The 10,216-nt window shown below is 52.6% G+C and carries 12 protein-coding genes and 2 pseudogenes; 8 read left to right on the forward strand and 6 right to left on the reverse strand.

Annotation, left to right across the window (positions count from 1 at the left end; all coding sequences use genetic code 11):
* Positions 1-162 precede the first annotated feature (162 nt).
* Positions 163-888, forward strand: a complete 726-nt coding sequence (locus EF096_RS19780; protein ID WP_123891461.1) for a hypothetical protein — start codon at positions 163-165, stop codon at positions 886-888.
* Positions 889-1,343: 455 nt separating this feature from the next.
* Complete coding sequence (locus EF096_RS19785) at positions 1,344-1,565, forward strand: hypothetical protein (RefSeq protein ID WP_123891462.1); 222 nt, start codon at positions 1,344-1,346, stop codon at positions 1,563-1,565.
* 1,029 nt (positions 1,566-2,594) lie between these two features.
* Here EF096_RS19785 and EF096_RS19790 read toward each other — a convergent pair.
* The 5 genes and pseudogenes from EF096_RS19790 to mreA form a co-directional block, all read right to left on the reverse strand.
* Positions 2,595-2,729, reverse strand: a complete 135-nt coding sequence (locus tag EF096_RS19790; RefSeq protein ID WP_123891463.1) for a YHYH domain-containing protein — start codon at positions 2,727-2,729, stop codon at positions 2,595-2,597.
* A gap of 107 nt (positions 2,730-2,836) precedes the next feature.
* Positions 2,837-3,100: a TraX family protein gene (locus tag EF096_RS19795; RefSeq protein ID WP_235869805.1), complete on the reverse strand. Its 264-nt coding sequence runs from the start codon at positions 3,098-3,100 to the stop codon at positions 2,837-2,839.
* A 94-nt stretch (positions 3,101-3,194) separates the two neighbouring features.
* Positions 3,195-3,628: pseudogene (locus EF096_RS19800) on the reverse strand (YqaA family protein).
* A 3-nt stretch (positions 3,629-3,631) separates the two neighbouring features.
* Complete coding sequence (locus EF096_RS19805) at positions 3,632-4,759, reverse strand: nickel/cobalt efflux transporter (RefSeq protein WP_123891464.1); 1,128 nt, start codon at positions 4,757-4,759, stop codon at positions 3,632-3,634.
* A gap of 9 nt (positions 4,760-4,768) precedes the next feature.
* Positions 4,769-5,056: a metal-sensing transcriptional repressor MreA gene (mreA, locus tag EF096_RS19810; RefSeq protein WP_123891465.1), complete on the reverse strand. Its 288-nt coding sequence runs from the start codon at positions 5,054-5,056 to the stop codon at positions 4,769-4,771.
* A 527-nt stretch (positions 5,057-5,583) separates the two neighbouring features.
* On the opposite strand from mreA, the gene EF096_RS19820 reads away from it, so the two are divergent.
* The 4 genes from EF096_RS19820 to EF096_RS19830 all read left to right on the forward strand — a co-directional run bounded on the left by EF096_RS19820 (position 5,584) and on the right by EF096_RS19830 (position 7,638).
* The gene (locus EF096_RS19820; protein WP_372237936.1) at positions 5,584-6,321 is read left to right on the forward strand and encodes a HupE/UreJ family protein; all 738 of its coding nucleotides are present in this window, start codon (positions 5,584-5,586) and stop codon (positions 6,319-6,321) included.
* Positions 6,322-6,333: 12 nt separating this feature from the next.
* Complete coding sequence (locus EF096_RS19825; RefSeq protein ID WP_123891467.1) at positions 6,334-6,996, forward strand: transmembrane anchor protein; 663 nt, start codon at positions 6,334-6,336, stop codon at positions 6,994-6,996.
* Positions 6,997-7,065: 69 nt separating this feature from the next.
* On the forward strand, positions 7,066-7,191 hold the full coding sequence (locus tag EF096_RS20775) for a hypothetical protein (RefSeq protein ID WP_256671457.1): 126 nt from the start codon (positions 7,066-7,068) through the stop codon (positions 7,189-7,191).
* Positions 7,192-7,458: 267 nt separating this feature from the next.
* Positions 7,459-7,638, forward strand: coding sequence for a hypothetical protein (locus tag EF096_RS19830; RefSeq protein WP_123891468.1), 180 nt, complete (start codon positions 7,459-7,461; stop codon positions 7,636-7,638).
* 203 nt (positions 7,639-7,841) lie between these two features.
* Here the strand turns inward: EF096_RS19830 and EF096_RS19835 are convergent, their stop codons facing one another.
* Positions 7,842-8,756 (reverse strand): cation diffusion facilitator family transporter, encoded by a 915-nt coding sequence (locus tag EF096_RS19835; RefSeq protein ID WP_016916432.1) that lies wholly within the window; start codon positions 8,754-8,756, stop codon positions 7,842-7,844.
* 204 nt (positions 8,757-8,960) lie between these two features.
* On the opposite strand from EF096_RS19835, the gene EF096_RS19840 reads away from it, so the two are divergent.
* Together EF096_RS19840 and EF096_RS19845 are read left to right on the forward strand one after the other, a co-directional pair.
* Positions 8,961-9,881 carry a bile acid:sodium symporter family protein gene (locus EF096_RS19840; protein ID WP_027957952.1) on the forward strand — a complete coding sequence of 307 codons (921 nt, stop codon included), beginning with the start codon at positions 8,961-8,963 and terminating at the stop codon, positions 9,879-9,881.
* A gap of 199 nt (positions 9,882-10,080) precedes the next feature.
* Positions 10,081-10,216: pseudogene (locus tag EF096_RS19845) on the forward strand (IS3 family transposase); the annotation flags it as partial.

The following is a 10,216-nucleotide window of genomic DNA, read 5'->3' on the forward strand; positions in this document are numbered from 1 at the left end:
AGGCAAGAGCAGACCTATTTGAATACATCGAGCGGTTCCATAATCCTAGGATGCGACGTAGAGTTGCTGCGCAGGATCAAAAGCTCTTAGCTGTTTTATAACCGTCCGTGGAAACGGGGTAGAACCCTGTCCCGAAGATTCCAGTCAAGCGATATAAGCACTATGGCAGCTGAGGCTTTTCAGTACGCATCACCAAAACCGAGGGCTACAGTTCTTGATTGCTACACAGTTCTTCGCGATCTTGAGGGGGGTGACCCTATCTCGACGCTTTGTGTACGTTATTACATTGATAAAACGAAAATAAAAGGATGGCTGGAAGCGGCGACGCAAATACAAAATCTAGTAACCAAGGCTGGGAATCGGCGACATTTTCCAAAGCGCATGAGCTCAACCGCTATCGGGATCCCACTAGCGCCCATAAGGCCTCAAGATAGGGCTACAGCGAAGGAAACTGACAGAGTGATCTCGCTTTTGCGAGACGCATTCGGGAAAGATAAGGGAGCGATTAGGTGGTGTATCGATTACTGGAAAAAAAACACCAGCCAAACGAAGCAGGGCATACGATTTACCTGCTTGGATGATGCAGGAAAATTCATCAATTCACTTGAGAAGGTCATACCTAAAAGGCGCTGGGAATTAAATATTTTGCTTGCGCCAAAGGCGCGCATCGAAGAACTGAATGTTTGGCATTCGCTCGGAATAAGCACTCATTTGCAAGAAGCTGCGCAAGGCAAGTCGATTCAGGCGTACCTGAGATTGCGGCATGTCAACGAGGATGAAATCGTTGGGAAAAGGAAAAATATAAAACAGTACTCCTCGCAGCTGCTTAACTATGTTTTTCACATGCTTGCGATAATGGTCGACGGAGATAGTATTGAAAAGCCCTAGCGCAGATTCAGGCTGAATTTCTGGCTTGGGCAGCTCAGTAGATGAGAGGAGCGTCCTTGGACGTAGCTTAACCAGGCATCAAGAATGGCTGTCTGCCCTTACCTGTACTGTCTTAAAGCTTGAGGGGGGCATACCCGTTACAGATCGATTGGACAAATACTGGACGCAGTCGACGGACTGAACCACACACCGTCAGTCATGTGGGCGTGTGTTGGCTATACGCTTACGACCACTACATGGATTTCCTATTAGAGCAGTGGCATAGTTGAGCAACAGATAGGCTTTCGCTTAGACTTTTAGAGCTTGCTAAAAACACAAGCAGGCAACAATTCCCCAATGAAAAATTACAGTTTTGTAATTTTGCGCTCACCTTGCTGTCAGGTTTGAAGTCTTAAACTGTGAACAGTGAAAAGCCGCCATCCGATAGGCGAGCTTAACAAGAGCAGGGGATTAAAATGAACTTCTTAAAATCTATCGCGATCAGCAGCACCCTATTATTCTTTGTAGGTATGGCCAGTGCCGAAGAAGGTTTGGATAGGTCGAAGCGATTTCATGAAAACGCCCGTGAAAAACAAACTCGCTTATCTGAAGAGGAACACTCAGGTCATCAAAAGCAAGAAGCCGTCCAAGCAAGGCAAGATCAGCGTCAGGACGGTTTAGATCAGGCGGACAATTGAGACGCGGTAAAGATAAATCAATATTTATGCTTCAATCAAAAAAACCAGGCCACTATTACTCAAGTACAAATCACTCAGTATTTTGAGTGTAGTGGTTAAGTGATCCTGGACACTGAGTTAAGTTTTCCATAACACGAGCCCTGCGTTGAATTGTTGTGGTCGTTGCCAGTTGTATCGACGCATCGGAAATCGACCAATATCCTACCGGGCTAGCGATGCAGTCATGTAACACATCGCCAGTATACATTCCGTTTTCAAGCTTCGAAATAAACGCCCCATTGGGGCATTGCCGTGACAGTCCTCGCGCCGACTCATGGGTAATCCCCATCCATAGCGTTCGCTAGAAATAGAGGTTAAGTCCCTAGGGCCAGCTTTTGTTTGAGGGTAATGCCTCCGAGGACCATATTTGGGCGCTCGTGATTATATGTCCAGATTCAGTTCGATCTCTGACCTTGCACCGCAGCTATCGACTCAAATAAGTAATGCCCTAATCAGTCGTATTGCACTGTTAGGTTGCACCGCTCGACGTAGGCGTTTTGCAGCTGGATGTACTCCCGACGGATGTCATGTTTCAGTCCAGGCTACCAGCTTGTTGCTAATGTGCTCAGGGCAGTTGTCGCTGCGGATGGCGAGCGGTTTGCCACGCTACAAGATCATTTGATCCAAGGCGTGAACGACACGCTCTGTGGGCAGAGACAGATCAACGTCCATCGCCAGTGCTTTGCGGTTAAAGTCATCGATTAAATTGTGTATTCCAGCGTTTCTGACATCCAATTCCAACGATTGTGACCCACTTACGCTGGAGGTCCTGACCCATCCATTCCAATGATGGTGACCCACCGTGCTGACGATTCTGGCCCGCTCCGCAGATTCGTGCATAAAAAGTCCCGGACATGCCGGGGCGGAAACAGGGTCCTAGTTTTATGCCCAAACAAATGAAACCAGGATCTCAAACTCTTTATCAGGCTCTGTACATCTGTATCTGGGTACTACAGATGTGAGGGGCCGCCAGTCGCTACAGGCTATTGCTTAATGGCAGTGGTAATCGCCTGTTTTGTGGTTGCGGTGGCAACCTTTCGAGTCCGTACCATCGCTGTGGGCGAGGGCTGCCACGGAGGTTAGGGCGAGAACGGCGGCAATAAGAACAGCAGAAAACTTCTTCATGATGAGCTCCTTTTCAGCCTCTTGTTATATGTGACACGCGTCAGACTTGCACGGTATGACAAAAGGCCTGCATGGAGCAAGAAGACTTCTGAAGTGAGGCATCTGCATTAGCTGAGCGAGCGGATCAGATGCAGTGCTGCTAGATGGGCAGGGTAGAACCAATAACCCCAGGGTTTGACCGGCCAGCTCCTGAAACGGCCGGGGCGGCGCAGCAGCAATAGCCCAAGCAAGGGAGCGGTGAACGCTGTGAGCAGAATCAGCAAGGTATAGGGCTGGAACTCCCAGTCCGCGAGCCAGCGGTTGCGGCTGCTGGCCAGCAGGCAAAGTGCGGCAGGCAATAGCCACACAAGGCCGGGACGCTGAATAGCCAATCAGCCGCCTGCGGTCAGAGGTAGCGCAAATGATCCAAGAGCATGCTCAGCATCGCCAGCCATTTGATCAGATCCAGGTTGGCATCGCGCGCGCTCACCCGAGCCAGCCAAGCGTCACGACCGCCAGCAGCAAATAGCCGGCTGCTTTGGCCAGTGTCACTATCAACAGAAAACTCGAGAGTGTTTCGCGCATGACACCCGCCACTACGGTTAGTGGGTCACCAATGATCGGCACCCAGCTCAATAGCAGCGACCGAAGCGGTGATAAGCCTGCTAGGCCTTTTCGAGCTAGCCTTCGCTGACGGGAAACCAGCGCTTGTGCCGGTAGTGCTCGATAGAGCGAACCAGCAGCCAGTTCAGCGCCGAGCCCAGCACATTGCCTGTGGTGACCACCGCCAGCAGTACCCAGGCTGCATACTGGTCGGTCAATATCATCCCGAGCAGTACCGCCTCCGACTGCATGGGCAGCAGCGTGGCGGCACTTAAGGTGGCGAGAAACAGGCCGAAATATGCGGATAACTCCCACATCGGCTAGGCGTTCAGGCCGATCCAGCCATGGACGCCGACGTAAATCCCCACGCCGATAATCAACAAGCTGGACAGGTACGGGGCGCGACGCGCCACGGTGCCAAACCAAGGCCAACGATTGGACGCTTGGCGTGCGCCGAGAGCGGCAGCGGCACCAACAGTGACTAGGGTAATGGCCAGACCAATGCTGAAGCACAGTACCAAGACGGCTCCCAACGCGACCTCCTTCACTTGCAGGCACAGCAGCAACACAGTGATTGCTGCTGGACAGGGAATCAGGCCGCCCGTCAGGCCGAACATGATGATTTGGCCAGTAGTGACTTTACGGTTTCTGAAGCGCTTGCGGATGTCATTGGCATGCGCGCGCTCGTGGGAATCCTGATAGCCCTCTAGCGACAGCTCCAGTCCCTCCAGCTCAGTGTGAGCGTGATCATGACCGTGGCTATGCTCGCGGAACTCTAGGTCATAGTCATGGGGGTGACCGGCATGGCCCAGGCTCAAGCGTGCCGTGAACTCATGGGGCTCGGGAATCTCGTCCAGCGACTCTAGGTAGTCGCCCCGACCCACGAAGCGAAACCGTTGGGCCAATCCATCGGGGCGAGTTGTCAGTAGGCTCACTTCAGCAGCTGGCCAGTTATGGCCAGCCAGGTTCCTCAATCGCCAGCGCGGCGGGACGCCTTCCTCGAAGATCGACAGCTCGATACGTCCGTGCCCGGTGTCAATGCGGTGCGTTTCATCGTGATTTTCATGCAAGTGATCATCACTTTCCTCGAAGTGCCACATCTGTTCTCCACGCCAAGTACGCCAAAGCATCCATACCGCGATGACAATGATGATCGCGGCAGAGGCTAGCTGGAAATACGGCTCAGTGGTTTCGGCGTCCAAGTTCTGCCCGAGGTACATGCCGGCCATTGCCACCGCCCACACAACCGCAGTGTGCGAGAGCGTTGCGGCCAACCCCAGGAGCACCGCCTGCTTCACTGAACCACGAATGGCCACGATGAACGCTGCCATCATAGTCTTCGAATGCCCCGGTTCCAGGCCGTGCAAGGCCCCTAGAAGGATAGCGCTAGGAAAGTACAGCCAGGCCTGCGAGGCCCCCTGTTGCAGAAGTTCGGCGAAGCTAGACATAGGATGGACCTAAAGATACTTGGTGATTTGCTTGAAGTCTTCAAGTGAGGCGCGTTCGCCTGTCGCGAGGGCTTCGACTGTGTGTTCCAGGCAGTGGTCAATGTGATCTTGGATAAGCACACGCTTGGCTTGGCAGACAGCTTTTTCCACTGCATGCAGCTGCTGAGCTATGTCTACACAGGGGCGGCTGTCTTCGATCATGGTTACGATGCTGCGCAGATGACCTTCTGCGCGCTTCAATCTTTTGACGATGTCCTTATGGCTTTGGTGCTGATGTCCGTGCTCGTGTTCGCTCATGACTTGAGTCTCGTGCGTCGATGAATTATGCTCGCATGCTATCCCCCTGGGGGGGATAAGGTCAATCCGTCCAGCCCTCCAGAAAGCCAACCACTGCTTAGGCATCGAAAGAGCCACAACATGCTCGGTAAGTCCATCATTACCAAGGTACTTTTTGCTCTTGCTCTCGCCATATTGATAGCGTGGGCCGGGCATACATCTGCGCTTTTTATGGGTTCGAGCCAGCAGCCTTGGATTGATGACAGCACCATTCATTCTCATACCTATGGTGATGAAAAATTGACCTGTGCTACGTACGGGGATCATTGCCACTCGCCGCTGACCGCAGATCATTTACATGAAACACCGCATCTAACTTCACTGCTAAGCATCAGTACGGAGTCAGAGCGAACACAGTCAAGGGAAGCACCTCGCTATTCCATTCCTCCCAGACCGATCTTCCTGATCGAGCGGCCCCCCCGCCCTGAACTCGTGCTCTGACATAGGCCGCCATGCGGCCCAAAATCACTGTAACTCAGGACTTAATTATGCAATCGCTATCTATGCGAGCAATGGACGCATCTCCGGTGCGCCGGAGTCGCTTTTTACTACTGTTGCTGCTGCTCATGGCACTGCTGTTTCTCGGCATGCCTGAAGCACTAGCCCATGCTGTTGCCGAAGGCGACAAGGGATTTATCCAAGAAAGCTCCGGTGTGATGGTACTGCCGTTTATCTACATGGGCGCTAAACACATGATTACCGGCTACGACCATCTGCTGTTTCTCTTCGCGGTGATCTTCTTCCTCTACCGCCTAAAAGATGTGGGCTTCTACGTCACTATGTTTGCCGTAGGCCACACCATCACACTTCTGCTGGGCGTGTTGGCGGAAATCAGCATCAGCTCTTATGTGATCGACGCCATTATCGGCTTTTCGGTGGTGTACAAAGCACTCGATAACCTAGGAGCGTTCCAACGGTGGTTCGGTCACCAGCCAAATACGAAAGTAGCCACTTTGATATTTGGGTTACTCCATGGCTTTGGCCTAGCGACCAAGATTCAGGAATACAATATTTCGGCAGACGGCCTGATACCTAATTTGATTGCCTTCAACGTCGGCGTTGAAATTGGCCAGCTATTGGCTCTGAGCGCCATCTTGATTGCCATGGGCTACTGGAGGCGCACCGCTAGCTTTTGGCGTCATGCCTACGCTGCCAATGTCGCCATGATGAGCGCCGGCTTCCTGTTGATGGGTTACCAGCTCACCGGACTGATCGTTTCTCAATAAGGAATACTAAGCATGTTTAATACTAAGCTTCCGATCCAAAGTGAATTGCCGACCAGCCGCCAGTTGCTGCGCTCTACTGTGATCGCCGTAGGTGTTGCCGCTGTCTTATTGGTCACTGTTGTTATGCCCTCTGAGTACGCAATCGACCCAACGGGCGTAGGTCGCGCACTCGGACTGTCCCAGATGGGCGAAATTAAAATAACTCTGGCCGAAGAAGCGGCAGCGGATGCAGCTGTTCAGCCTGTTGCGGCTCCTGTTGCTCAAGCTCCTGCGCCTGCTCAGCCTTTGGCTCAAGAACAAGTTGCGGCAGTACCTGTGGCCACACCGGTAGTACCTCCTGAGCCAGCCCTGAAGTCCGATGAGGTAACGGTCACACTGAAACCGGGCGAGGCCAGTGAAATCAAACTGGAAATGCTCGACAAGGCCACAGTCAGCTACGAGTGGACAACCAATGGTGTGCCGGTCAACCACGACACCCACGGCGAGCCCTACAACGGCCCGAATGGCTATTTTCACAGCTACAGCAAGGGCAAGCAGGTTGAAGGCGACAATGGCGAGTTCACCGCCATCTTCGACGGCACCCACGGCTGGTTCTGGCGCAACCGCAGTAACAAAGATGTGACCATCACGCTCAAGACCAAGGGCGAGTACCTGAGCGTCAAGCGAGTTATCTAAGGCAAAAAGCCCCTGCGTCTGAGAGCGCCGGGGCTTTACATACATGATCGAATTTAAAAGGAATACACGATGAAAACCACGACTACCCTGAGTCGCACACTGCTGTTTTTTTGCCTGCTCGGCCTGCTGTCGGCATGTGGTGGCGAACCAGAAACTCAGTCGGACGTTGAAAGCCACGGTCATGCGCATGATTAAAAGCTAACAACCCGCCATGTTGAGTTGCAGCAATAATCAGTGCGTTGAATATCGCCCTAGCCATTGCTGCAAGTAACAAGCAAGACGCCACCATAGATCTGATCTGATCGTCAGCCCCAACTCTCGAAAACTATTTGGGCTACGCTAAAGCGATCTTGCTTGCTGCCAAAAGTTTTCCCGGCTCCAGAGTGATGTTGCAGACTGCAGGGTAAGCCTTGTATTCCCTTGGTGCAAGGCATGCTGACACTTACTCAGAGGAGATACACAATGCTTTTGTCGGGTGCCGCTGCGCTTGGAATGACGCAGCGTCAACGCATAGAGCTACTGGAGAGCGTCGAAGACACACTAGACTTCCTGACATCCAGCCTGACCTACCTGATACACGCGGAAAAGCCAGCGGATACAGCCAGATGCTGCCTCAATCGTAGAGTGGAAAGCCTTGGCTAAGGAGGTGTTCGATATCCAGTATGCGCTGCCGGGTTCGGACGTGAAGACCTACCAGTGGGTTATCGAGACCTATGGTCAGCGTCACCGCGAGCTGCGACCGCGGTATATGGCTAAGTAGCTAACGGCTCAATGACTGGCTGCACAGGACGCTATGGGAGTAAGCCGCTCGCTACCTACCTGAGCCGGGAGTCGGCCTCGGTCTATCACTCGTGCCCATATAGATTGGCATTTTGATGCGCGTGGTCACTATGCTCAAACTCTAGGCTGGAATGAGCAATACTGAAGCGCATTTTAAGCTGCTCCTTGATCTCTGCTTTGACGGATTCAAGCTGCTGCCAGCCGGTTTCTGTCAGAACCACGTGGCAGTCAAGGGCTGCCATGTTTTCCTGCATCTGCCATAGATGCACATGGTGAATATCCTGGACTCCCTCGATATCTCGTACGGTCTCAACGACTGCCTGCCCGTCAATGTCCGGGGGAGATCCCAGCATTAGCGTACGGATAGGGCCGCCAATTTCAGAGAAGGCTAGGTAAAGAATATATAGCGCAATCCCTATCGTGATCGCGGGGTCCACCCAGCGCATGTCGTACAGTAAAATAAGCGAACCACCGATAATCACGGCGATGGAGGCAAACGCATCCGATAAGTTATGCAGAAAAAGGGCGCGGATATTGACACTCTCTTTTTGCATTGACCACGTGAGCATGGCGGTAAGGGCATCGACGACGAGCGCGACGCCACCAATAATCACGATCGTCCATCCCTCTATCTCAGGGGGATCGACCATCCGCATAGCGCCTTCGTAAATCAGGTAGACACCGACAATAATGAGGGTGGTGTAATTGATGAGTGCTGCCACTATCTCGATGCGGCCATAGCCAAAGGTCATATGCGCATCGGCAGGCCGTCTGGCGATTTTACGAGCAGCAAAGGCAATGACTAATGCTGCCATGTCAGAAAAGTTATGTAACGCATCAGCGATCAGCGATAGGCTCCCCGCCATAATGCCACCGACGATTTGTGCGATGGTTAAGAGCCCATTGGCCCAAATGGAGATGCTGACGCGCCGGTCGCCAGAGGCAGGATCAATGTGGGGATGATCATGATGATGTCCCATCTGTTACCTTCTCTCGAATTATCTGTTCTTGGTACTATAAAACCTCTAGCAACTAAAGCTTCAACCCTTGAGCATTATCTATTTGCATCGCTGGATTGGGAAGCACGTCCCTAGCTACCAAGGAGCCTTTGTGTGCTGGGCCGAAGGTGATCATGTTTTAGGTGCGGGGCTCAATCCACTTCAACCGGTAACGTCCAATCCACCATGGGTAGATTCATTTATTTTGTCGAGGCGCACCTTGTCTGGTTTGTAATCGTCGTCGCGGGGGGAGGCTTACTCTTTCCGGCCACCGGAATAATGCTTAAGTTCGCGATTGGGCCATTACTGGCATTACTGATGTTGATTATCAGCCTCACATTCGATGCGCATGCAGTGCGCATCGTGTTCCGAAAGCCGTCACGGCAGTTGTTGGCATTGGGGCTGGTCTATGGGCCTATGTCGATTGCCGGGTGGCTAACGGGCCGTCTATTTTTTGGAAGCGGCCCGCTGGCTGCTGGCCAAACCTTGCTCGGCACGCTGCCGACAGATGTGTCTTCTCCTCTTTTGGTACTGATGGCGAAAGGCAATGTGGCGCTTGCCGCTGTTTTCAACGCAGTCAACACCGCGTTATGTCCGTTTATTGTTCCCTTCCTGTTTTTATGGCTCACCGGCCTTCAGTTAGACGTGCCGCTTGGATCAATTATTCTTGAATTAACACTAATCGTGCTTCTTCCTACCGTGATTGGGGTCAGCTTGCGTACAAGGTTCTCGGCTTTCTTTGCACGGCATGATTCAGCGTATGCAGGGATAGGGTCGATTCTGTATCTGCTGATCCTACTCGCCGTGGTCGGGCCGAATGCCACCACGATCATTGGCTATGGCTGGTATGCGTTTGTGATTGCGGGCGCGGCCCTGTGCCTCAATTTGATTGGGTACCTGGTAGGTATGTCCTCACGGTTACTCACCTCTGATCGCAAAGAGGTGATTACCTATCTTTTCACGGTCAGTAAAAAGGAATTCAGCATCGCTGCAGCGTTTGTCGCTGCTTCTGGCTTGCCATCAGAGATCGCAATTCCAGCCGCTTTTTTTGCCGTGATTCAAATGATCACTTCGCCCATCGCAGCGAAGATCCTCGCCCGCCACTGAAGGGATGGCCGTATCGGCTCTTCGTCAGAAGAGCAACCTGCACACGGGGTGTACAGGTTGCTCTTACCGACAAAACAGACACCGCTACTCATAAAGGTGGCAAATAGTACCTATGCTAAGTCACTGCGACCAATACTGACCTTGCTAAATGAACCGCCCCGGGTTTCGCGGAGGCTTCAACTCCTGAGAAGATGAAGCCATGAACAAAACAAACAAGTTTTCCCCTGAAGTCCGTGAACGAGCCGTGCGGATGGTGCAAGAGCATCGCGGCGACTATCCCTCGCTGTGGTCGGCGGTCGAGTCGATTGCACCCAAGATCGGCTGCGTACCCCAAA

The organism is Pseudomonas neustonica, from assembly GCF_003797945.1.
In the GTDB taxonomy this organism is placed as follows: domain Bacteria; phylum Pseudomonadota; class Gammaproteobacteria; order Pseudomonadales; family Pseudomonadaceae; genus Halopseudomonas; species Halopseudomonas neustonica.

Coding starts and splice junctions, on each gene's coding strand:
- EF096_RS19780 (WP_123891461.1), top strand. CDS start 163: ATGGCAGCTGAGGCTTTTCAGTACGCATCACCAAAACCGAGGGCTACA.
- EF096_RS19785 (WP_123891462.1), top strand. CDS start 1,344: ATGAACTTCTTAAAATCTATCGCGATCAGCAGCACCCTATTATTCTTT.
- EF096_RS19790 (WP_123891463.1), bottom strand. CDS start 2,729: ATGAAGAAGTTTTCTGCTGTTCTTATTGCCGCCGTTCTCGCCCTAACC.
- EF096_RS19805 (WP_123891464.1), bottom strand. CDS start 4,759: ATGTCTAGCTTCGCCGAACTTCTGCAACAGGGGGCCTCGCAGGCCTGG.
- mreA (WP_123891465.1), bottom strand. CDS start 5,056: ATGAGCGAACACGAGCACGGACATCAGCACCAAAGCCATAAGGACATC.
- EF096_RS19820 (WP_372237936.1), top strand. CDS start 5,584: ATGCAATCGCTATCTATGCGAGCAATGGACGCATCTCCGGTGCGCCGG.
- EF096_RS19825 (WP_123891467.1), top strand. CDS start 6,334: ATGTTTAATACTAAGCTTCCGATCCAAAGTGAATTGCCGACCAGCCGC.
- EF096_RS20775 (WP_256671457.1), top strand. CDS start 7,066: ATGAAAACCACGACTACCCTGAGTCGCACACTGCTGTTTTTTTGCCTG.
- EF096_RS19830 (WP_123891468.1), top strand. CDS start 7,459: ATGCTTTTGTCGGGTGCCGCTGCGCTTGGAATGACGCAGCGTCAACGC.
- EF096_RS19835 (WP_016916432.1), bottom strand. CDS start 8,756: ATGGGACATCATCATGATCATCCCCACATTGATCCTGCCTCTGGCGAC.
- EF096_RS19840 (WP_027957952.1), top strand. CDS start 8,961: ATGGGTAGATTCATTTATTTTGTCGAGGCGCACCTTGTCTGGTTTGTA.